A 23,030-nucleotide genomic window follows, 5' to 3' on the forward strand; every position below is an offset into this window, starting at 1 on the left:
TGAAAGGGTAAAGAGTCAGATGCCAAAACGTACTGATATAAAAAGTATACTTATAATAGGTGCTGGTCCAATTGTGATCGGCCAGGCTTGTGAATTCGACTATTCAGGTGCGCAAGCGTGTAAGGCGTTAAGAGAAGAAGGTTACCGTGTAATCTTAGTTAACTCTAACCCTGCAACAATTATGACCGACCCAGAAATGGCTGATGCAACTTATATCGAGCCTATCCACTGGGAAGTGGTTGCGAACATCATCGAGAAAGAACGCCCTGATGCCATCTTACCGACTATGGGTGGTCAAACGGCGTTGAACTGTGCCCTTGAACTTGAAAGTAAAGGCGTACTTAAAAAGTTCAATGTTGAGATGATTGGCGCAACAGCTGACGCGATTGATAAAGCAGAAGACCGTAGTCGTTTCGACAAAGCAATGAAAAGCATTGGCCTAGAATGTCCACGTGCTGGTATTGCTCACTCAATGGAAGAAGCTTACGGCGTACTAGCTGAGGTTGGCTTTCCTTGTATTATTCGTCCATCTTTCACCATGGGTGGCTCAGGTGGCGGTATTGCTTACAACAAAGAAGAATTTGATGATATCTGTAGCGGCGGCTTAGATTTATCACCAACTAACGAACTGCTTATCGACGAATCTTTGATTGGTTGGAAAGAATATGAAATGGAAGTGGTTCGCGACAAGAACGACAACTGTATCATTGTTTGTTCTATCGAAAACTTCGATCCTATGGGGATCCACACCGGTGACTCTATCACCGTTGCTCCGGCGCAAACGTTAACCGACAAAGAATACCAATTGATGCGTAATGCGTCAGTGGCGGTACTGCGCGAAATTGGTGTTGAAACAGGTGGTTCAAACGTACAGTTTGGTATCAACCCTGAAGATGGCCGCATGGTTATCATCGAGATGAACCCACGGGTATCACGTTCTTCAGCATTAGCATCAAAAGCAACGGGTTTCCCAATTGCGAAAATCGCGGCTAAGCTAGCGGTTGGCTTTACCCTTGATGAACTACAAAATGATATTACGGGTGGCGCAACGCCTGCGTCATTTGAGCCTGCTATCGATTATGTTGTTACTAAGATCCCTCGCTTTAACTTTGAAAAATTCGCTGGCTCAAACGATCGTCTGACCACGCAAATGAAATCGGTTGGTGAAGTAATGGCCATTGGCCGCAACCAACAAGAGTCCATGCAAAAAGCACTACGCGGCCTTGAAGTAGGGGCAACCGGCTTTGATTCGGTCGTTGACCTACAAGACCCTAACGCGCTGGCTAAAGTGAAACATGAGCTACAAGATGCTGGTGCTGAGCGTATTTGGTATATCGGTGATGCCTTCCGCTTAGGCTTAACCTCTCAAGATGTATTCGATTTAACCAAAATTGACCTTTGGTTCTTGGTACAAATTGAAGACCTAATTAAAGAAGAGCAACGTTTAGCGGAAGATGGCTTTGCGGCCCTTGATGCTGAGCGTTTATACGCGCTTAAGCGTAAAGGTTTTGCAGATGCACGCTTAGCTAAAATTTTAGGCGTGTCTGAAGCCGAAGTGCGTAAGCTTCGTGACAAGTTTGATATTCACCCTGTTTACAAGCGTGTTGATACCTGTGCTGCTGAATTTTCGACTAGCACGGCTTATATGTACTCAACTTACGATGAAGAGTGTGAAGCCCAGCCAACAGACAATGACAAGATCATGGTGATTGGCGGCGGTCCTAACCGTATTGGCCAAGGTATTGAATTTGATTACTGTTGTGTTCATGCTGCGCTTGCCGCTCGTGAAGATGGTTATGAAACCATTATGGTTAACTGTAACCCTGAGACAGTTTCAACGGATTACGACACATCAGATCGCTTATACTTTGAATCTATTACCCTTGAAGACGTATTAGAAATTGTCCGTTTAGAGAAGCCAAAAGGTGTTATCGTGCAATACGGCGGTCAAACGCCACTTAAACTAGCACGTGCCCTTGAAGCAGCTGGCGTACCTATTATTGGTACTTCTCCTGATGCGATTGACCGCGCAGAAGACCGTGAGCGCTTCCAACAAGCTGTTGAGCGTTTAGGTTTGAAACAACCAGAAAACGCGACCGTGACGACAGTTGAATCGGCAGTGGCTTGTGCAGAGAAAATTACTTACCCATTAGTGGTGCGTCCATCTTATGTGCTTGGTGGTCGAGCGATGGAAATCGTTTACGATGAGCAAGACTTACGTCGCTACTTTAATGAAGCCGTGTCTGTTTCCAACGAATCACCTGTATTACTTGATCGCTTCTTAGACGATGCGATTGAAGTGGATGTGGATGCGATTTGTGATGGCGAAAACTTTGTTATCGGCGGCATCATGGAGCACATTGAGCAAGCGGGCGTTCACTCTGGTGACTCGGCATGTTCATTACCGCCATATTCTTTAAGCGCTGAAATTCAAGATGTGATGCGCGATCAAGCGCGTAAGCTTGCATTTGAGTTAGGCGTAGTTGGCTTAATGAATATTCAGTTTGCCGTGAAAGATAACGAAGTTTACTTAATCGAAGTCAACCCACGTGCCGCTCGTACGGTACCGTTTGTGTCTAAAGCAACGGGTGTGCCGTTAGCAAAAGTTGCTGCTCGCGTTATGGCGGGTCAAAGCCTAGTTGAGCAAGGTTTCACTGAAGAGGTGATTCCACCTTACTTCTCAGTTAAAGAAGTCGTATTACCGTTCAACAAGTTCCCAGGTGTGGATCCTATCTTAGGCCCAGAAATGCGCTCAACGGGTGAAGTTATGGGCGTGGGTGATACATTTGCCGAAGCGTATGCAAAAGCTGAATTAGGTGCGATTAAAGATGTGCCTAAGTCTGGCCGCGCTCTACTGTCGGTACGTGACTCTGACAAGAAGAAAGTGGCTAAGCTAGCTGCTGAGCTGATTGAGCTGGGTTATGAAATTGATGCGACTCATGGTACTGCTGTGGTATTAGGCGAAGCGGGTATTAACCCTCGTTTAGTTAACAAGGTATCAGAAGGCCGTCCGCATATTTTGGACCGCATTAAAAATGGTGAATACACTTATATTGTCAACACCACTGAAGGTCGTCAAGCGATTGAAGACTCGAAGCAGCTACGCCGCGCGGCACTGCGTGAGAAAGTGAACTACACCACGACTATTAATGGTGCGTTTGCAACTTGTCACGGCCATTCTGCTGATAACAGAGATAAAGTGATGTCGCTGCAAGAGCTACATCAGCGTGTGTTAACTCGATAAGTTTATTGAAACTTATTGTTAAAAAGGTCGCTTAGGCGGCCTTTTTTATTAGCTGCAGGTGCAAGTTTGTTTAATTCATATTACAATGCGCCGATTAATACTCAGCTTGACTTGTTCGGCTTGCAGTGTCATTTCTAATTACTAAATAGGTTGTTAAGTATGAACCAATTCCCTATGACTGCTCACGGTGCAGCACTACTTCGTGAAGAATTGGAGCAGTTAAAAACGGTGAAACGTCCTGCTATTATTGAGGCGATTGCTGAAGCGCGTGAACACGGTGATTTAAAAGAGAATGCTGAATATCATGCCGCTCGTGAAGAGCAAGGTTTTTGTGAGGGGCGAATTCAAGAAATTGAAGGCAAGTTGTCTAATGCTCAGATCATCGATGTGACTAAAATCCCAAACCATGGCAAAGTGATTTTTGGCTCAACGGTGACCATTCTTAATACTGAAACCGATGCTGAAGTGACGTATCGCATTGTCGGGGATGATGAAGCTGATATTAAGAAAAACCAGATTTCTGTTAACTCACCGATTGCGCGCGGCCTAATTGCTAAGTCTGTCGATGATGTTGCCGTAATTAAAACACCTGGCGGTGAAGTTGAATTTGAAATTCTTGAAGTGCAGTACGTATAAAAAAGCCGGGTTGTAAAAAGAGTAAAAAGGAGCGAGTGCTCCTTTTTTTATAGCTGATTTATTTCTTTGGTAAGGTGATTTTTTTGTCTTCGGTCGGACGATAAAGAACTAATGTATGGCCGATAGTTGTCACTTCTGCCGCGTTTGTTTCTCTGACGATAGCATCAATGATTAGGCGTTTTGTATCGCGGTCATCGGTGGCCACTTTAACTTTGATTAGTTCATGAATATTAAGGCTGTTGTCAATTTCAGCAATCACACCCTCAGTCAAACCGTTTTGGCCGAGTAATACAACAGGTTTTAACGAATGGGCTAGGCCTTTTAAGAATTGTTTTTGCTTTTTTGTTAAATTCATGGAGATTTCTTTTAAATAAGGGTTGAATTGCGCTTATTGTACCTCCATCTTTGTGCTAATACTAATAACTGCTCAAAGAGGGATGAACAATGGCAAAAAGTACTAAGTCTGCCAGTTCAAAAAGGTGGTTAGATGAGCACGTTAATGATCATTATGTGCAAGAAGCCAATCGCTTAGGCTTACGCTCTCGAGCGGTATTCAAGCTAGATGAAATAAACAATAAAGATAAAATTATTAAAACTGGCATGAGTGTGGTCGACTTAGGGGCAGCCCCTGGCAGTTGGTCGCATCGTTGTGCTGAAATTGTCGGAGATGCCGGGCAAGTGATTGCTTGTGACATTCTACCGATGGACGCCATTGCGGGAGTTGATTTTTTACAAGGCGACTTTCGTGAAGAAGTGGTGCTCAATGCGTTGCTTGAACGAATTGGTGATAAAAAAGTGAATGTTGTGTTGTCTGATATGGCACCCAACATGAGTGGTACCAGTCAAGTTGATCAGCCTAGAGCCATGTATTTGGTGGAATTAGCACTGGATATGTGTCATCAAGTTTTGGCCAAAAACGGCAGTTTCGTCGTAAAGGTATTTATGGGCGAAGGATATGATGACTTTATCAAATCTGTCCGAACAGCATTTAATGTTGTTAAAACGAGAAAACCAGACTCTTCGCGAGCGCGCTCAAGAGAAGTCTATATTGTGGCTACTGGTTTCAAACTGTAGTAATCTTGGTATGTATTTAATTGTTAAAGAAGAGGTAGCACCTTGAGCGATATGGCTAAAAACCTAATCTTGTGGTTAGTGATCGCCGTTGTATTGATGTCGGTGTTCCAAAGTTTTAGCCCCGGCGAAGCCGGTGGTAAACAGATGGACTACACCACCTTCGTAAAAGAAGTGAGTCAGGGACAGATTCAAGAAGTCCGGATCAATGGTCAAGAAATTAATGGTACAAAGTCAAACAGAGAGCGTTTTGTCACGTACATGCCGACGCGTGATCCTGATTTATTAAATGATCTAATCAATAACAATGTAAAAGTATTGGGTGAGCCGCCAGAAGAGCCAAGCTTGTTAACCTCTATTTTTATTTCATGGTTCCCAATGCTGCTGTTAATTGGCGTATGGGTGTTCTTTATGCGCCAAATGCAAGGTGGTGGCGGTAAAGGTGCCATGTCGTTTGGTAAGAGCAAAGCGCGCTTAATGGGCGAAGACCAAATTAAAACCACATTTGCTGATGTAGCAGGTTGTGATGAAGCTAAGGAAGATGTTGCTGAATTAGTCGACTACCTTAAAGATCCCAGTCGCTTCCAAAAACTGGGTGGTAAAATTCCAACGGGTATTTTGCTAGTGGGTCCTCCAGGTACGGGTAAAACGCTATTGGCTAAAGCCATCGCTGGTGAAGCTAAAGTGCCTTTCTTTACTATTTCAGGCTCTGACTTTGTTGAAATGTTTGTTGGTGTTGGTGCATCTCGTGTGCGTGACATGTTTGACCAAGCTAAGAAGTCTGCGCCGTGTATCATCTTTATCGATGAGATTGATGCTGTCGGTCGTCAACGTGGTGCTGGTTTAGGTGGTGGTCACGACGAGCGTGAGCAAACCTTGAACCAAATGCTAGTTGAAATGGATGGTTTTGAAGGTAATGAAGGCATAATTGTTATCGCTGCGACTAACCGTCCTGATGTGTTAGACCCTGCTTTGTTACGTCCTGGTCGTTTTGACCGCCAAGTGGTCGTCGGTTTACCTGATGTACGTGGTCGTGAACAAATTCTTAAAGTGCACATGCGTAAAGTGCCGCTTGAAGGGGATGTTAATGCCGCGGTAATTGCACGTGGTACACCTGGCTTTTCTGGTGCCGATCTGGCTAACTTAGTTAATGAAGCGGCATTGTTTGCTGCTCGTGGTAACCGTCGCACCGTCACCATGGAAGAGTTTGAAAAAGCTAAAGATAAAATCATGATGGGCGCAGAGCGCAAGTCAATGGTAATGACTGAGCAAGATAAAGAATCAACAGCATACCATGAAGCTGGTCATGCTATTGTTGGTCGCTTGGTACCTGAGCACGATCCTGTTTACAAAGTGAGTATCATTCCACGAGGCCGAGCCTTAGGTGTGACCATGTACTTACCCGAGCAAGACCGCGTTAGTTACAACAAACAACATCTTGAAAGTATGATCTCGAGCCTATACGGCGGCCGCTTAGCGGAAGAGATTATCTATGGTGTTGATAAGGTATCGACAGGTGCGTCAAACGACATTGAGCGCGCTACCGATTTGGCCCGTAAAATGGTCACTCAATGGGGTCTGTCTGAAAAGATGGGGCCATTGTTATACGCTGAAGAAGAAGGCGAGGTGTTCTTAGGCCGCAGTGCTGCGAAAGTGAAGCATATGTCAGATGATACCGCGCGTTTGATTGACCAAGAAATTCGGATGTTAATTGATCGTAACTACGATCGCGCTCGTCAAATCTTGGAAGACAATATGGACATATTACATGCGATGAAAGATGCGCTAATGAAATATGAAACCATAGACGCAAAACAGATTGATGACTTAATGGAGCGTCGTGAAGTTCGCGCCCCAGCCGAGTGGACCGAAGAAGGTCATGCAAAGCCCGCTGCTGAGCCAAGTGCGAAAGGCGAAGAGCCTAAAGAAAGTGCTGATGAGGAAAAATCGGAAGAGGTTGACTCTGATTCAGCTAAGTCTGATAGTGTTCAGCTGGGCAAAAAAGACGACAACGATAAATCATCATTGTTGTAAGAGCCTCGTTAATTAAAGATAAAAACCCGAGTTAGCTCGGGTTTTTTGTTTTCTGGCGTTTAACGACGCTATGTTAGGTAAAAGGTAAGGTATATGCAGCTCATCAGTGGTAATAGAACGTTAGACTTATCGACGCCGCAAGTTATGGGGATACTCAATGTTACCCCTGACTCTTTTTCTGATGGTGGACAGTTCCAATTCTTCGAGCAGGCTATTAATCAAGCTAGCCAGATGGTACAGCAGGGCGCAGCCATTATCGACATTGGCGGCGAGTCGACACGCCCTGGCGCAGAGTCGGTCTCACTTGATGAAGAGCTGTCTCGCACTATTCCTGTGATTGAAAAGATTGCCAACGATCTAGATGTGTGGATTTCTATCGACACCAGCAAAGCTCAGGTAATGAAAGAGGCTGTTGCAGCTGGCGCCCATTTAATTAATGATGTCTGCGCCTTGCAGGAAGAAGGTGCACTTGAGGTTGCGGCGCTGTGTAATGTGCCGGTTTGTTTGATGCACATGCAAGGCGCGCCACGTTCAATGCAGGTTGCACCAAGTTATGAGAATGTGGCCAAAGACATCACTCACTTTTTTATGCAGCGTATTTCAGCTTGTCGCGAAGCAGGGATCGACAAGTCCCAAATTATATTGGATCCAGGTTTTGGTTTTGGTAAGACTTTGGACCATAATTATCAATTATTACAGCGATTAAAGCAGTTTTCTGAGTTAGGTTATCCGCTGCTAACCGGTTTATCGCGTAAATCTATGTTTGGTGATTGGCTTGGTAGAACGGTTGATCAACGTTTAGCCGCCAGTTTAGCCGGCGTGTTGTTGTGTGCCCAGCAAGGTGCAAATATTGTTCGGGTACATGACGTTCAAGAAACTTCAGATGTTCTGAAGGTATTAAAAAAAACCATTGAAAGTTAATTTATTTAACAGGTTTAAATCTAAGCTAAGGTCAGACAATAATGACAAGAAAATATTTTGGCACTGACGGAATTCGAGGCAAAGTAGGTGAATATCCAATTACACCTGATTTTGCATTGAAACTTGGTTGGGCAGCAGGAAAGGTGCTGGCTAAACAAGGTACCAGGACGGTACTTATTGGCAAAGATACCCGTATTTCGGGATATATGTTGGAATCAGCACTGGAAGCAGGGCTATCGGCAGCAGGGTTAAGTGCTTCATTATTAGGCCCGATGCCAACGCCTGCGGTGGCTTATTTAACGCGTACATTTCGCGCTGAAGCTGGGATAGTGATCAGCGCATCTCACAACCCTTATTACGATAATGGTATTAAGTTTTTTTCGGCTGATGGTACTAAATTAGCTGATGAGATTGAGTTGGCTATTGAAGAAGAGCTCGAAAAGCCAATCAGCTGTGTAGACTCAGCTATGTTAGGCAAAGCTAAGCGTATAGCGGATGCTGCGGGGCGTTATATTGAATTTTGTAAAAGCACTTTTCCAACTAAATACAACCTACGTGGCTTAAAGATTGTTGTTGATTGTGCCCATGGCGCGACCTATCACATTGCGCCAAATGTATTGCGAGAGTTGGGGGCAGAGGTGATTGAAATGGGTTGCCAACCCGATGGCCTTAACATCAATGAGCAAGTTGGTGCGACAGATACCCGTGCATTAGCACAACGTGTATTAAATGAAGCCGCCGACGTTGGCATTGCTTATGATGGGGATGGTGATCGTGTAATGATGGTTGACCACACTGGTTACGTCGTTGATGGTGATGAGATTCTATATATTGTTGCCCGTGATGAGCTTCGCCGTGGACGCCTCAAGGGCGGTGTAGTTGGCACTAAAATGTCTAATGTTGGTCTTGAGATAGCTTTTCAAACTTTAGGTATTCCATTTGTTCGCGCTGATGTTGGCGATCGTTACGTGATGGAAAAAATGAAACAAAAAGGCTGGCGCTTAGGCGGTGAGAACTCGGGACACATTATTTTTTCTGATCATGTTTCAACGGGTGATGGCATTGTTGCTTCTTTGCAGGTATTAGCGGCAATGCGCAGCCATGATTTAAGTTTGCATGATACGCGACGTGGCTTACAAATGTTCCCACAAGTGCTTTTAAATGTGCGCTTCTCAGGTGAAAATAATCCATTGTTAGCGCAAGGTGTGCAAGCTGAAGTCGCTCGAATAGAAGCTGAGTTAGGCGAGCGTGGTCGTGTGCTGTTACGTAAATCAGGCACTGAGCCATTGATTCGAGTGATGGTGGAGGGCGAGCATCTTGAGACGGTAACAAATTTTGCTCAATCTATCGTAGAGCAAGTTAAGTTAGCTTGCACAGAGACTTAGTTGGTTATTTAGCCATTAAAGTATAAATGTTCTATTATGGCGCTGCTTATTCGAGCAGTCGCCATTTTTGTCTCGAAATCTCGCATTTAGTCCTTGTCATTTTTTACTAGGTTAGTTACTATCAGCGCCGCTTCTGATGAGGGTTGTCCCTCATGACTATATGAAAAGCAAATTAATAGGTATGGAAAATGTTTGAGATATTACTGGTTATATATCTTTTAGTGTCTTTGGCTTTGGTTGGATTAGTGCTAATTCAACATGGCAAAGGTGCAGATATGGGCGCGTCTTTCGGCTCAGGTTCGTCTCAAACAGTTTTCGGTGCCTCTGGCTCAGGCAACTTTTTAACGCGCACTACTGCAATCTTAGCAACGGCATTTTTCGTGTTAAGTCTTGCATTAGGCAACTTGTCGACAAGCCATACAAATAAAGCTGATGAATGGAGTGATTTATCTGCTCCAGTCACAGAAGAAGTAGTTAACCCTGCTTCAGATGTACCCGCTGCAAACAGTGAATCTAACAGCGACGTACCTCAGTAACAAATATGCCGTGGTGGTGGAATTGGTAGACACGCCAGCTTGAGGGGCTGGTGTCCGTTAGGACGTGAGGGTTCAAGTCCCTCCCTCGGCACCAAGTTTTTTAAACAATCAATTTTCAGACAATTGATTGCATAGTGTGATTTACAGCGCTATAATCTCGCCAGTTTTCGGGCGCGGGGTGGAGCAGTCTGGTAGCTCGTCGGGCTCATAACCCGAAGGTCGTCGGTTCAAATCCGGCCCCCGCAACCAACTTTCAAATCTCTCTTCGAGAGGTTGTTTTAAGTAGCAGTTTGTTACTTAAAGCAATAGTTTTAAGCCAAGCTTAAATCAGTGGAAAGTTTTAAAGCCCCGTTTACGGGGTTTTTTATTATCTGGTCGTTTAAAACGACTAAATACATGGGCTATAAAGCCCTTTTTTTGTTTCTGAAGGAGGCGTAATTGGCTGGTCTTGAACAAAAATTGACTGAAATGTTAGAGCCAAGCGTGACTGACCTAGGTTTCGAGTTGCTCGGCATTGAGTTCCACAATGCAGGTAAAAACTCGGTATTACGAGTTTATATTGACCATGAAGATGGCATTTACGTGGAAAACTGCGCACAAGTTAGTCACCAAGTAAGTGCGATTTTAGATGTGGAAGATCCTATCTCATCTGAATATACCTTAGAGGTTTCCTCTGCTGGTATGGAAAGGCCACTATTTAAAGTGGAACACTATCAGCAATTTATTGGTGAAGAAGTAAAACTGCAACTGCGCATGCCGATTACGAATCGTAGAAAATGGAAAGGTGTTATCAAAGCAGCTGAAAACGACCTCATTACTCTTGAAGTAGAAGGGCGTGAAGAGAGCTTTGCGATAAGTAACATTCAAAAAGCTAATATAGTTCCTAAATTTGACTAACGGGGCGATCAGGAATGAATAAAGAAATCTTACTAGTCGTAGATGCCGTATCCAATGAAAAAGCTGTTCCTCGTGAGAAGATTTTTCAGGCGTTAGAAAGTGCGCTGGCAACTGCAACCAAGAAGAAGTACGAAGGCGAAATTGAAGTTCGTGTAGAAATTGACCGTAAAACGGGTGAGTTTGAAACTTTCCGTCGTTGGTTAGTGGTTGCGCCTGACGTAGGTGTTGAGCATCCATATAGCGAAATAACCTTTGAAGCGGCAGAATATGAAAACCCAGACATACAAGTGGGTGATTATGTTGAAGACCAAATTGAATCGGTAAAATTTGACCGTATTACCACTCAAACTGCGAAACAAGTGATCGTACAAAAAGTACGTGAAGCTGAGCGTTCGATGGTAGTGGAGCAGTATCAAGAGCAAGAAGGTGAGTTAATCACAGGTGTGGTGAAGAAAATCAGCCGCGAAACCTTAGTGATGGACTTAGGTAACAATGCCGAAGCGGTTATTTTACGTGACGAAATGTTACCGCGTGAAAACTTCCGCCCTGGCGATCGTGTGCGTGGTTTATTGTTCTCAGTTCGCCCTGAAGCGCGCGGAGCACAATTATTTGTCAGCCGTAGTCGTCCTGAAATGTTGATCGAACTTTTCCGTTTGGAAGTGCCAGAAATTGGCGAAGAGATGATCGAAATTAAAGGTGCTGCTCGTGATCCTGGTTCACGCGCTAAAATTGCCGTGAAAACCAATGACAAACGTATCGACCCTATCGGTGCTTGTGTTGGTATGCGTGGCGCACGCGTGCAAGCTGTTACAAGTGAGCTAGGCGGCGAGCGAATTGATATCGTGCTTTGGGATGATAACCCTGCCCAGTTTGTGATTAACGCGATGGCGCCTGCTGAAGTCGCCTCTATCGTGGTTGATGAAGACTCTCACAGCATGGATATTGCTGTAGAAGCAGACAACTTAGCGCAAGCCATTGGCCGTAATGGTCAAAATGTACGATTAGCCTCACAACTTACTGGTTGGGAACTAAACGTAATGACGGTAGCAGATTTGCAAGAGAAGCATCAGGCTGAAGCAGATAAAGTAATCACTTTATTTGTAAATAGCTTGGACATTGATGATGACTTTGCAACTTTACTTGCCGAAGAAGGCTTTAGTACGTTAGAAGAAATTGCTTACGTACCCGTTAATGAGCTGATGGAGATTGACGGTTTAACTGAAGAAATCGTGGAACAACTTCGTGAGCGCGCCAAAGGCGTATTAACGACCAAAGCACTTGCTGATGAAGAAAACCTAGAAGGTGCCGAGCCAGCAGCTGATCTGCTTGCCCTTGACGGTTTAGATGAACATTTAGCGTATGTATTAGCGAGTAAGGGTGTCGTGACACTTGAAGACTTAGCTGAACAAGGCGTTGATGATATCAGTGAAATAGATGGGTTAGATGAGCAAAAAGCAGGTGAGCTAATTATGGCAGCCCGCAATATTTGTTGGTTTAGCGATGAAGCATAATTAGGTCAGCGGAGGAAATAATACCAATGGCAGAAGTAAGTATTGAAACCCTTGCCAAAGAAATTAGTACGCCGGTTGATCGTTTAGTTCAACAGTTTGCTGATGCGGGCATCAAAAAAACAACCAGTGATAAAGTAACAGAAGATGAAAAACAAACGTTACTTAATCATTTATCAAAGCAGCATGGTGGCAAAGCTGAGCCAAGCCGCATGACGCTGCAACGTAAAACTAAAACGACTTTAAACGTGCCTAGCACGGGTGGTAAGCAAAAAGCGGTACAAGTAGAGGTACGTAAAAAACGTACCTACGTTAAGCGTAGTACTGCAGATGAAGAGGCGCGTTTAGCTGAAGAAGCTCGCTTAGCCGAAGAAGCTAAAGCACAAGCGGAAGCTGCGGCTAAAGCCGAAGCAGAGGCTAAAGCCAAGGCAGAAGCTGAAGCAAAAGCCAAGGCAAAAGCGAAAGCAGAGGCTGAAGCAAAAGCTAAACCGGCAGAAAAAGCACCGGTGAAGAAAGCCGAAGCGCCAAAAGTAAAATCAAAAGCGGAATCTATGACCCCAGAGCAACAAGCAAAAGCGAAAGAAGAAGCGGAGCTGTTGAAAAAAGCAGAACAAGCGGCTTTATTGAAAGCAGAAAAAGAAGCTGAAGCGTTAGCCCAAGAAGCGAAGAAACTCGCTGAAGAAAATGCGAAGCGTTGGGAAGAAGAAGAAGCAAAACGCAAACGTGATGAAGAGCAAGCGGATCACCATGTGACGACCTCTCTAGCAGCACGAGCAGCAGAAGATAAAGTGGATTCTCAAGCCGAAGGCCAAGGCCGTCGTCGTAAGAAGAAACCACGTAAAGATGAGCCAGTACCTCATCGTAATGCTAAAGGTAAGCGTGGTAAACGCCAACCGCAAGCACCATCATCAATGCAACATGGTTTCCAAAAACCAGCCGCGCCAGTTGAGCGCGATGTAAAAATTGGTGAAACCATTAGCGTGGCAGAGCTTGCTAACAAAATGGCCGTAAAAGGCGTGGAAGTTATCAAAGCGATGATGAAGATGGGCGCCATGGCGACTATCAACCAAGTGATTGACCAAGAAACAGCGGCACTAGTGGCTGAAGAAATGGGTCATAAAGTTATTCTGACTAAAGAAAACGAGCTTGAAGAACAAGTAATGGCAGAAGCACAAGGCAACCTTGAGTTAGCTCCTCGTGCGCCGGTTGTCACTATCATGGGTCACGTTGACCACGGTAAAACATCGCTACTTGATTACATTCGTCGTGCCACAGTTGCCGAAGGCGAGGCGGGCGGTATTACTCAGCATATTGGTGCATACCATGTGGATACCGAAGGTGGCATGATCACTTTCTTAGACACACCTGGTCACGCCGCGTTTACTGCGATGCGTTCTCGTGGTGCGAAAGCAACGGATATTGTTATCTTGGTTGTTGCAGCAGACGATGGCGTAATGCCACAAACGATTGAAGCTATTCAGCATGCTAAAGCAGCTGGCGTACCTTTAATTGTTGCTGTGAACAAAATGGATAAAGAAGCGGCAGACCCAGATCGCGTTAAAACTGAACTTTCACAACATGAAGTTATCTCAGAAGAATGGGGTGGCGAAAACATGTTTGTACACGTATCAGCGAAAGCCGGTACTGGTATCGATCAGTTACTAGAAACTATTTTGCTACAAGCTGAAGTACTTGACTTACAAGCTTCTCCAGTTGGTCCTGCGTCAGGTGTGGTTATTGAATCACGTCTAGATAAAGGTCGTGGTCCAGTGGCTTCTGTACTGGTACAGCAAGGCGAACTAAAACGCGGTGATATCGTACTTTGTGGTCTAGAATACGGCCGTGTTCGTGCAATGCGTGATGAAAACGGTGTTGAAATTGAAGTTGCAGGCCCTTCTATTCCAGTGGAAATTTTAGGTCTTTCTGGTGTACCAAGTGCCGGCGACGAAGCGACTGTAGTTAAAGATGAGAAGAAAGCACGTGAAGTAGCGCTTTACCGTCAAGGTAAATTCCGTGACGTGAAATTGGCTCGTCAACAGAAAGCGAAACTTGAAAACATGTTTACGAACATGGAAGCAGGTGAGATTTCTGAGCTTAACGTAGTATTGAAAGCGGACGTACAAGGCTCTTTGGAAGCTATTTCAGATTCATTGAGTAAACTTTCAACTGAAGAAGTTAAAGTGAATATTATCGGCCGTGGTGTGGGTGGTATTACTGAGACTGATGCATCACTTGCTGCGGCATCAAACGGTATCATTCTTGGCTTTAACGTACGTGCGGATGCAACAGCGCGTCGCTTAATCCAGGCTGAAAGTGTTGACTTGCATTACTACAGCGTTATCTATGACTTGATCGATGAAGTAAAAGCTGCGATGTCTGGCTTACTATCGCCAGAATTCAAGCAAGAGATTATTGGTCTTGCTCAGGTACGTGATGTATTTAAATCACCTAAGATTGGCGCAATTGCTGGTTGTATGGTGACTGAAGGTATCGTGAAACGCAGCGCGCCAATTCGTGTTCTACGTGAAAACGTGGTTATCTACGAAGGTGAGCTAGAATCACTACGTCGCTTTAAAGATGACGTACAAGAAGTACGTAACGGCATGGAATGTGGTATCGGCGTTAAGAACTACAACGATGTTCGCGTAGGCGACCAAATCGAAGTATTTGAAACTGTTGAAGTTAAACGTAGCCTATAACATAGCCTGAATTGACAGGTAACACTAAGGGGGCTATAAGCCCCCTTCTTATCATAGGGCGTTTAGTTTTATCGGCCTAGAGAGAGAAATATAATGGCAAAAGAATTCAGTCGCTCACAGCGAGTGGCGCAGCAAATTCAAAAAGAAATTGCAGGTATTTTACAACGCGATGTAAAAGATCCGCGTATCGGTATGGTAACCGTATCCAGTGTTGAAGTGAGTCGAGATCTTGCTTACGCCTCTGTGTACGTTACTCTTTTCAATCTAGAAAATGACAGTATTGAAGAGTCGATGAAAGGTTTGAGCGAGGCCTCTGGCTACGTTCGAATGCTGCTTGGCAAAGCACTACGTTTACGTATTGTGCCTGAAATTAAGTTTGTTTATGACAACTCACTGGTAGAAGGTCTGCGCTTATCAGGTTTAGTGAGTGAAGCGGTTAATAAAGATAAACAAAAACAGAAAGATTCAGGTCGCGACGAGGAAGAGTAATGGGCAGACGAGGCAAGGCAAAGGGCCGCAATGTAAATGGCGTTTTATTACTAGATAAGCCTACCGGTATTTCATCTAATGATGCGCTGCAAAAAGTAAAACGTATTTATTATGCAGCGAAAGCAGGGCACACCGGTGCTTTGGATCCCCTTGCAACGGGCATGCTGCCTATTTGTTTAGGTGAAGCAACCAAGTTTTCACAATACCTACTTGATTCCGATAAGCGTTATGTTGTTACGGCTAAATTAGGTGTACGTACCACCACCAGCGATTCAGATGGTGAAGTGGTCAGTGAAAAACCGATTACGTTTACCCATGCACAATTGATTGATGCCCTTGATACCTTCCGGGGCGACATTATGCAAATTCCTTCCATGTACTCTGCGTTGAAGTACCAAGGTCAGCCTTTGTATAAGTATGCCCGTGAAGGCATTGAAGTACCTCGCGAAGCACGTCCTATCACTGTTTATGATCTTAAGTTATTACGTTTTGAAGGTGATGAGCTAGAGCTGGAAGTGCATAGTAGTAAAGGTACTTACATCCGTACTATTGTTGATGACCTAGGTGAGCTACTGGGTTGTGGAGCGCACGTGATCCAGTTACGCCGTACCCAAGTGAGTAAGTACCCTTACGAGCGTATGCTTACTCTAGAGCAATTGGAATGTATTTTGGAACAAGCTCGTGACAGCGACACGTTGCCAAGTGATGTACTTGATCCATTATTATTGCCATTAGATACCGCGGTTGAAGATTTACCAGAAGTGAACATGCCGGAAGTGGTTGCTGAATACGTCAAACATGGCCAGCCAGTGCAGGTGTCAGGCGCTCCCACGTCTGGGTTAGTGCGCATGACTGTTGGCTCTGAGCGTTTGTTTATCGGCGTAGGTGAAATTAACGATGATGGTCTCGTTGGGCCGAAACGTATGGTTAATTATTAAGGGTTAATCATCGGGGATTTATTTTATCTTTATCCTTGTTTTTACTTAGGGTGGCAGGTAAAATCCGCGACTCATTTTGCAGCTGAATTAGTGATTGGCTGCAATTAACTTAAATCTCAATATTATTGGAGTAGTTATGTCACTAAGTGCAGAAGCTAAAGCAGCAATCGTTGCAGAATACGCGACTAAAGAAGGCGACACTGGTTCACCAGAAGTACAAGTTGCACTGTTAACCACACAGATCAACCACTTACAAGGTCACTTCAAGACGCATATCCACGATCACCACAGCCGTCGTGGTCTACTACGTATGGTTAGCCAACGTCGTAAGCTTCTAGATTACCTAAAGCGTAAAAATGCAGAGCGTTACACTGCACTTATCGCTAAATTAGGTCTGCGTCGTTAATTTCGACTCATATCTGGAAAAAGGAGCCATATGGCTCCTTTTTTTGATCTTATTTTTGTTATCTCTTCCCCGAATTTCGCGTTTTTTGCTCTGCAACAAAAAAAAGCGTTGCAATTGTCGTAAGCCTACTTTGAATAATATGATTTCAAAAACTTATACAGTATACTTAGTCGCGAAATTAACGACCCAAAATTAAAGGATGATTCATGCTGAATCCGATTGTTAAAACCTTCCAGTATGGCGAACATACTGTCACTCTTGAAACGGGCGCTATCGCTCGTCAGGCTACTGCTGCTGTAATGGTTAGCATGGACGATACTGCTGTTTTTGTATCTGTTGTTGGCAAAAAAGCGGCCGATCCAAGCCGTGACTTCTTCCCTCTAACAGTAAACTACCAAGAAAAAACGTACGCAGCGGGTAAAATCCCTGGTGGTTTCTTCAAACGTGAAGGCCGTCCAAGTGAAGGCGAAACTCTAACGGCACGTTTAATTGATCGTCCAATCCGTCCATTGTTCCCTGAAGGGTTTAAAAACGAAGTACAAATTGTATGTACTGTTGTTTCAGTTAACCCTGAAGTTCACCCTGATCTTGTTGCTATGATCGGTGCATCCGCTGCACTTGCTATTTCTGGTATGCCTTTCGGTGGCCCGATTGGTGTTGCACGCGTGGGTTACAAAGACGGTGAATACCTATTAAACCCAACTAAAACTGAGCTTGAAACAAGTCAACTAGACCTAGTTGTTGCGGGTACTAAAGACGCAGTATTAATGGTTGAATCTGAAGCTGAGCTACTACCTGAAGATGTAATGTTAGGCGCGGTTGTATATGGCCACGACGAGCAACAAAAAGTAATCTCTGCCATCAATGAGTTTGCCGCAGAAGTTGCGACTCCTGCTTGGGAATGGGTTGCGCCTGTTGAAAACACAGCATTAAAAGACAAAGTTAAAGCATTAGCTGAAGCTAAGTTGATCGAAGCTTACCAAATCAGTGAGAAAGCCAAGCGCTATGATGTTATTTCTGACATCACTGCTGATACTGTGGCCCAGCTAGTGGCTGAAGACGAAACAGTGGATGCGAAAGAAGCCGCTGAAATTGTACATGAAGTTGAAAAGACTGTTGTGCGTACGCGCATCATCGAAGGCGCGCCACGTATTGATGGCCGCGAACCAGATACCGTTCGTGCATTAGATGTGAAAACAGGCGTATTGCCACGTACTCACGGTAGCTCGCTATTCACTCGTGGTGAAACCCAAGCGTTAGTTGTTTGTACACTTGGTACAGAGCGTGATGCGCAAAACATCGACTCACTAATGGGTGAGAAGAAAGATTACTTCATGCTGCACTACAACTTCCCTCCATACTGTGTAGGTGAAACAGGCATGATCGGCTCACCTAAGCGTCGTGAAATTGGTCACGGTCGTTTAGCTAAGCGTGGCGTACAAGCGGTAATGCCAACACTGGCTGAATTCCCATACACAGTACGTATCGTATCTGAAATTACTGAATCAAATGGTTCGTCTTCAATGGCGTCTGTTTGTGGTAGTTCACTTGCGCTAATGGATGCGGGTGTACCACTTAAAGCATCTGTTGCGGGTATCGCGATGGGTCTAGTGAAAGAAGGCGATAAATTCGTGGTTCTTTCTGACATTCTAGGTGATGAAGATCACTTAGGTGACATGGACTTTAAAGTAGCGGGTAGTAGTGAAGGTATTACTGCACTGCAAATGGATATCAAGATCGAAGGTATCACTCGCGAAATTATGGAAGTGGCACTAACGCAAGCGCGCGGTGCACGTCTACACATCTTGCAAGTGATGGACCAAGCTATTTCCGGTGCGCGCACTGAAATTTCTGAATTCGCGCCGCGTATCCACACTATCAAGATCAATCCAGAGAAAATCCGTGACGTTATCGGTAAAGGTGGCGCAACAATCCGTCAGCTTACTGAAGAAACGGGCACAACTATCGAGATTGATGATAACGGTACCGTTAAAATTGCTGCGACTGATGGTGAGCAAGCAAAAGACGCGATTCGTCGTATTGAAGCTCTAACAGCTGAAATCGAAGTGGGTCGTATCTACGAAGGTAAAGTAGTGCGTCTAGCTGACTTCGGTGCATTCGTAAACATCCTTCCAGGTAAAGATGGCTTAGTGCACATTTCACAAATCTGCCAAGAGCGTGTTCAGAACGTATCTGACCACCTTAAAGAAGGCGATGAAGTGAAAGTTAAAGTACTAGAAGTAGACCGCCAAGGCCGTGTACGTCTAAGTATTAAAGAAGCGCAAGCAGATGCTGCGCCGGCTGCAGAAGCACCTGCTGCTGAGTAGTTAGCACTCGCTATATGAGATACGAAGGGAGTCTGTTGACTCCCTTTTTTTTACTTTAATTTCTTTACTTTACCCCGCGGATAAGCCAGTCTCTGCATACGTAAATGCTTGTATCATTCATTTAACTCGCAGCGATACTTATTGAGATACAAGTGCGATTGGAGGAAATTCATGAAGAAAGTTTTACTGGCTCTATTAGCAGCTAGCGCGATGTTAACCGGTTGTGTTAGTAACAATGCGTCTGAGCGAGGCTCCCAGTCACTGGTTTTAGCCATTCCCCTACAAGTGACTTATCAAAGCGAATTAAAATTGATCCGTCTTGGTCAAATGATCAACTCGCCTGATGTTGATTCAGAAAAGTTAGCAGTGCTGTTTTATGAACGCGGCGCAACTTATGATCAGTTGGGCATGACTTCATTGGCGCGTTTCGATTTTAACCAAGCGATAAAAGTGAAGCCAGACTTTGCTGAAGCTTATAATTATCTCGGCGTGTATTTAACGCAAATGCAAGAGTTCGATGAGTCGTTTGAAGCTTTTGACTCTGTGCTTGAGTTGCAACCCGATCATCAGTATGCCTATATGAACCGAGGTATTGCGCTTTCTTATGCTGGTGCGCACGAACTGGCCGTTGATGATTTAACAACTTTTGTTTCGTTTGATCCAGCAGAGCCCTATCGTAATATTTGGCTATATTTGGCAGAGCAACATGTTTCACCCGAAGCCGCAATGGCACGGTTAAAGGCGAATCAAGCTAAATACCAAACGGCAGACTGGGGTTGGCGTATTGCTGATTTTTATACCGGAAAAATAGACGAGGCTACTTATATCGGCTCCCTATCCCAAGGCATTGAAAATAATCAGGCATTGGCAGAGCGTTTATGTGAAGCGTATTTTTACTTAGGTAAATGGTATCAGGCGCAAGGAAATGACGTGCTAGCGGCGAGCTTTTACAAGTTGTCGTTGTCTAACAATGTGTATGAATTTATCGAGCATAAATATGCGTTATTAGAGCTGGATTTATTAGCCCTAAAACATAATCCGAATCGTTAATGGTGTGCAACTAAACGCGATTTACAAAATCAATATCAGGGAGCGTTAACGCTCCCTTTTTTATATGCCTACTTATGAGTAAGCGTGTTGTGCCAAGCCGGCAATTTGGTGCCAGTAGCCATTACACTCTTTGTTGTCTAATACATAAGCTTGGTAATTGTTAAGCTGCTGCTTAAACTGAGTTGGGACCGATACGCTTGCCATATTTTCAGGGCTAACTCTGACAATATCGGCCAAGGTGGCCAGTTGCGGCACTTCATTTAACAGGTTATATCTCAGCCCCGATTGGGTCTGAATACCATTGAGCACAAAGAGAGCTTGGTTTTCTTGGCTGCGCATTACGCGTCCTTGTGGGTAGTTAATACAGCATAGTTCACAATCATCTTTGGCTTTGTTTTCGCTACGGGCGGTAAAGCAGCGCGCTGAGTAAGCCAGTGGCATATGGCCCCAGGCAAACACTTCTACTTCAAACTGGTCGCGAATGCCTAACTGCTGGCAATCTTGTAATAAAGTGCGTAGCCAGTCACCTGAGAGCTCTACGGGCATTACCCAGCGCGTCATTCCTTTGCTAAGTAAAAATTGGATAACATTAGCGTTATAGCAATTAATTGCTGGCCCACAAACAAAAGGCACACCGTGCTCAGCTAAAATTTGCACTGCGCCGAGGTCATTAGCTTCAACCATAAATTGGTCATTCTGACATAGATCTTTTAGCACTCTAACTTCTGATGGTGCTTCCAATAATGCCATGGTCGATAATATTATTTGTTTGTTACTGTTGTCTGCCAGTTGCTTGGCTAAGGTTAGCCAATCTTTGCTCTTTAACTCGCGGCGTTTGCTGCATACGGTTTCGCCTAAATAAATAATATCGGCATCGCTACTTACAGCTTGTTGGTAAAAGTCAGTGAGCGTTTGTTTAGGCCAAAAATACAACACGGGACCGAGGGATACTTTCATGATGTTTGTCCTTATTGCCAAGCTTTGTGATAGGCACCGAGGGTGGTTGTGCTGCCTTCAGATACCTTGTCTAGAGCTTGACCCCAAGCCGGTTTAACTTGGTAGTGCTCAGGGCTTAACTGGTACTGGTCAATAGCTTGTCGCCATACTCGGGTGATTTGTTCTACGTAGGCAGGGCTGCGCTGGCGCCCTTCAATCTTCACGGCGGCAATGTTGGCGTTAAATAGTTCGGGTAATAATGACAGTGTATTTAAGCTAGTGGGCTCCTCCAGGGCATGGTAAAGACTCTCCTCGACATGAAATCGGCCTTTGCATAAAGTGGGGTAGCCGGTTTTTTCATACTGTTGATATTTATCGATTAACACATCACTTAAACGCGATTCGAGGCCAGAAGGCGTTTGCTGCCAGCGCACAAACTTAGCTGGCGAACAAGCGCCTACGGTATTGGGTGATTCACCGGTAACATAAGAGGACAGGTAGCAACGTCCTTCCGCCATGATACATAAGCTACCAAAAGCAAAAACCTCAAGCTCAATATCGGTTGCACGAGCAAGTTGTTTTACCTGATGAATTGATAATACGCGCGGTAAAACCACGCGTGAGACATTAAAGTTTTCTTGATAAAAAGTAATCGCAGGGGCATTGGTTGCAGAGGCTTGAACGGAGAGGTGTAAGTCTAATTCTGGGTAGCGTTTACTGGCATAATCAAGGGCTGCAATGTCAGCGACGATCACCGCATCAGCGCCTATTTCAGCGCATTTATCTATCGCTTTAAACCAGCGTTGCTGCTGGCCCGGGTGAGCAAAGGTATTAATCGCGACATGAAGGGACTTGTTATTTGCCTTGATATAGTCGACCCCTTGCTGCAGTTTCTTATCGGTAAAATTCAAACCAGCAAAATGCCGGGCATTAGTATCATCTTTAAAGCCGATGTAAACGGCGTCTGCACCGTTATCGACTGCCGTTTTCAGTGCGGGTAAGTTTCCCGCAGGGCAAAGCAGTTCCATAATTAAAGCCTAAGGTGTAATGATGAACGCATTGTAAGTATCGCTGGGTATAGGCTTTTTGATGTAGGGCAGGGTTGCGGATGTTTTTTGTGTTTGTTTGATTTATGCCAGGATCAAGTGTGTGAAACTTATTAATAATAATGGATTTTCTCTGTGGGGATATTTTATGTTCGATCAACTGCAACAGCAGCTTGTTAAACTTGGGCCGCAGTTACTGCGTGTGCCTGCACAAACAATGCCTTTTCCGTTACAGCGTGTGTGCTTGGAAAATGCCCTTAACCGATTGCTGGCGACGAGTATTGAAGATGAAGAGCTGACGTTTTTAGCTGATAAATGGCTAAAAGTAACTGTCACCGATTTAGACTTGAGCTGGTGTATGACGTTAAAGGGGCAAAAAATCCAAGTTGCTGCACCTCAGCAAGTAGCTGATGTTAGTTTTATGGGCGTGCTGAATGATTTGATTTTAATTGCTGGACGCAAAGAAGATGCCGATACCTTGTTTTTTCAACGCCGTTTACAAATTGAAGGTGATACTGAATTAGGCCTTGAGGTGAAGAATTTACTAGATGGTTTTGATATGACCTTACTGCCCAAACCAGCCTTACATGGGATCGCTAAGTTAGCTGAATTTATTGCTCAAGGCTCTGCCACTAGGTTTATACCCAATCAACCTAGAGATGCCTGATTTCAGCCAAGGTTTACATGCGTTTAGGCAAGGCATTGCTTGCCGGTAATGGTTTCACCCTAAGTGGTTACGCTAATTTAAAAGGAGCCTGCATGAAACTGCCTTGTAAGGGCGAGCGCATGAGTGTACAAAATACAATCAACCAAGCGAACAAAGTGGAATTTTCTTATACGAAACGCCGTGAAATTATCCCTCAAAAGCTGTTGATGGCTTAACTGCCGCATCCTTGCGGCAGATATT

Annotated in this window: 20 protein-coding genes and 2 tRNA genes; 19 read left to right on the forward strand and 3 right to left on the reverse strand. The window is 44.6% G+C overall.

The features are described 5' to 3' along the window. The first annotated feature begins 19 nt into the window (after nucleotides 1-19). Nucleotides 20-3,244 carry a carbamoyl-phosphate synthase large subunit gene (gene carB, locus K1M91_RS17395; RefSeq protein WP_232803530.1) on the forward strand — a complete coding sequence of 1,075 codons (3,225 nt, stop codon included), beginning with the start codon at nucleotides 20-22 and terminating at the stop codon, nucleotides 3,242-3,244. Nucleotides 3,245-3,403: 159 nt separating this feature from the next. Continuing rightward, entirely contained in the window at nucleotides 3,404-3,880 is a 477-nt protein-coding gene (greA, locus tag K1M91_RS17400) for a transcription elongation factor GreA (RefSeq protein WP_232803531.1), read from the forward strand. 58 nt (nucleotides 3,881-3,938) lie between these two features. On the opposite strand, the gene yhbY is transcribed toward greA, so the two are convergent. Continuing rightward, on the reverse strand, nucleotides 3,939-4,235 hold the full coding sequence (gene yhbY, locus K1M91_RS17405) for a ribosome assembly RNA-binding protein YhbY (protein WP_232803532.1): 297 nt from the start codon (nucleotides 4,233-4,235) through the stop codon (nucleotides 3,939-3,941). A gap of 89 nt (nucleotides 4,236-4,324) precedes the next feature. Here yhbY and rlmE point away from each other — a divergent pair, with 89 nt between their 5' ends. The 15 genes from rlmE to nlpI all read left to right on the forward strand — a co-directional run bounded on the left by rlmE (nucleotide 4,325) and on the right by nlpI (nucleotide 20,141). After that, a complete protein-coding gene (gene rlmE, locus K1M91_RS17410; RefSeq protein WP_232803533.1) occupies nucleotides 4,325-4,954 on the forward strand; it encodes a 23S rRNA (uridine(2552)-2'-O)-methyltransferase RlmE in 630 nt (209 codons plus the stop codon). Between the two features lie 42 nt (nucleotides 4,955-4,996). Next, nucleotides 4,997-6,985 (forward strand): ATP-dependent zinc metalloprotease FtsH, encoded by a 1,989-nt coding sequence (ftsH, locus tag K1M91_RS17415; RefSeq protein ID WP_282561180.1) that lies wholly within the window; start codon nucleotides 4,997-4,999, stop codon nucleotides 6,983-6,985. Nucleotides 6,986-7,078: 93 nt separating this feature from the next. Continuing rightward, complete coding sequence (folP, locus tag K1M91_RS17420) at nucleotides 7,079-7,906, forward strand: dihydropteroate synthase (protein WP_232803535.1); 828 nt, start codon at nucleotides 7,079-7,081, stop codon at nucleotides 7,904-7,906. Nucleotides 7,907-7,944: 38 nt separating this feature from the next. Beyond that, entirely contained in the window at nucleotides 7,945-9,291 is a 1,347-nt protein-coding gene (gene glmM, locus K1M91_RS17425; RefSeq protein WP_232803556.1) for a phosphoglucosamine mutase, read from the forward strand. A gap of 188 nt (nucleotides 9,292-9,479) precedes the next feature. Then, entirely contained in the window at nucleotides 9,480-9,827 is a 348-nt protein-coding gene (secG, locus tag K1M91_RS17430) for a preprotein translocase subunit SecG (RefSeq protein WP_232803536.1), read from the forward strand. A gap of 7 nt (nucleotides 9,828-9,834) precedes the next feature. After that, nucleotides 9,835-9,921 (forward strand) — tRNA-Leu (locus K1M91_RS17435). Between the two features lie 78 nt (nucleotides 9,922-9,999). Beyond that, nucleotides 10,000-10,076 (forward strand) — tRNA-Met (locus K1M91_RS17440). Nucleotides 10,077-10,265: 189 nt separating this feature from the next. Beyond that, nucleotides 10,266-10,724 (forward strand): ribosome maturation factor RimP, encoded by a 459-nt coding sequence (gene rimP / locus K1M91_RS17445; RefSeq protein ID WP_232803537.1) that lies wholly within the window; start codon nucleotides 10,266-10,268, stop codon nucleotides 10,722-10,724. Between the two features lie 14 nt (nucleotides 10,725-10,738). Further along, entirely contained in the window at nucleotides 10,739-12,235 is a 1,497-nt protein-coding gene (gene nusA / locus K1M91_RS17450; RefSeq protein WP_232803538.1) for a transcription termination factor NusA, read from the forward strand. A gap of 26 nt (nucleotides 12,236-12,261) precedes the next feature. Next, nucleotides 12,262-14,931 carry a translation initiation factor IF-2 gene (infB, locus tag K1M91_RS17455; RefSeq protein WP_232803539.1) on the forward strand — a complete coding sequence of 890 codons (2,670 nt, stop codon included), beginning with the start codon at nucleotides 12,262-12,264 and terminating at the stop codon, nucleotides 14,929-14,931. A 93-nt stretch (nucleotides 14,932-15,024) separates the two neighbouring features. Beyond that, complete coding sequence (gene rbfA, locus K1M91_RS17460; RefSeq protein WP_232803540.1) at nucleotides 15,025-15,420, forward strand: 30S ribosome-binding factor RbfA; 396 nt, start codon at nucleotides 15,025-15,027, stop codon at nucleotides 15,418-15,420. Beyond that, nucleotides 15,420-16,358, forward strand: coding sequence for a tRNA pseudouridine(55) synthase TruB (truB, locus tag K1M91_RS17465; RefSeq protein ID WP_232803541.1), 939 nt, complete (start codon nucleotides 15,420-15,422; stop codon nucleotides 16,356-16,358). The genes rbfA and truB overlap by 1 nt, the downstream gene beginning before the upstream one ends. 136 nt (nucleotides 16,359-16,494) lie before the next feature. Beyond that, nucleotides 16,495-16,764: a 30S ribosomal protein S15 gene (gene rpsO / locus K1M91_RS17470; RefSeq protein ID WP_232803542.1), complete on the forward strand. Its 270-nt coding sequence runs from the start codon at nucleotides 16,495-16,497 to the stop codon at nucleotides 16,762-16,764. Nucleotides 16,765-16,973: 209 nt separating this feature from the next. Next, a complete protein-coding gene (gene pnp, locus K1M91_RS17475) occupies nucleotides 16,974-19,091 on the forward strand; it encodes a polyribonucleotide nucleotidyltransferase (protein WP_232803557.1) in 2,118 nt (705 codons plus the stop codon). A 171-nt stretch (nucleotides 19,092-19,262) separates the two neighbouring features. Beyond that, on the forward strand, nucleotides 19,263-20,141 hold the full coding sequence (gene nlpI / locus K1M91_RS17480) for a lipoprotein NlpI (RefSeq protein WP_232803543.1): 879 nt from the start codon (nucleotides 19,263-19,265) through the stop codon (nucleotides 20,139-20,141). A 72-nt stretch (nucleotides 20,142-20,213) separates the two neighbouring features. On the opposite strand, the gene K1M91_RS17485 is transcribed toward nlpI, so the two are convergent. Together K1M91_RS17485 and K1M91_RS17490 are read right to left on the reverse strand one after the other, a co-directional pair. Further along, nucleotides 20,214-21,098, reverse strand: coding sequence for a U32 family peptidase (locus K1M91_RS17485; protein WP_232803544.1), 885 nt, complete (start codon nucleotides 21,096-21,098; stop codon nucleotides 20,214-20,216). An 11-nt stretch (nucleotides 21,099-21,109) separates the two neighbouring features. Beyond that, nucleotides 21,110-22,105, reverse strand: coding sequence for a peptidase U32 family protein (locus K1M91_RS17490; protein ID WP_232803545.1), 996 nt, complete (start codon nucleotides 22,103-22,105; stop codon nucleotides 21,110-21,112). 121 nt (nucleotides 22,106-22,226) lie between these two features. Between K1M91_RS17490 and K1M91_RS17495 the strand changes: the two genes are divergently transcribed. Continuing rightward, nucleotides 22,227-22,790 carry an SCP2 sterol-binding domain-containing protein gene (locus K1M91_RS17495; RefSeq protein ID WP_232803546.1) on the forward strand — a complete coding sequence of 188 codons (564 nt, stop codon included), beginning with the start codon at nucleotides 22,227-22,229 and terminating at the stop codon, nucleotides 22,788-22,790. A 17-nt stretch (nucleotides 22,791-22,807) separates the two neighbouring features. Continuing rightward, the gene (locus K1M91_RS17500) at nucleotides 22,808-23,005 is read left to right on the forward strand and encodes a hypothetical protein (RefSeq protein WP_232803547.1); all 198 of its coding nucleotides are present in this window, start codon (nucleotides 22,808-22,810) and stop codon (nucleotides 23,003-23,005) included. The last annotated feature ends 25 nt before the right edge of the window (nucleotides 23,006-23,030 follow it).

This window comes from Motilimonas sp. E26 (assembly GCF_021278025.1).
Classification (GTDB): Bacteria; Pseudomonadota; Gammaproteobacteria; order Enterobacterales; family CBDFNC01; genus Motilimonas.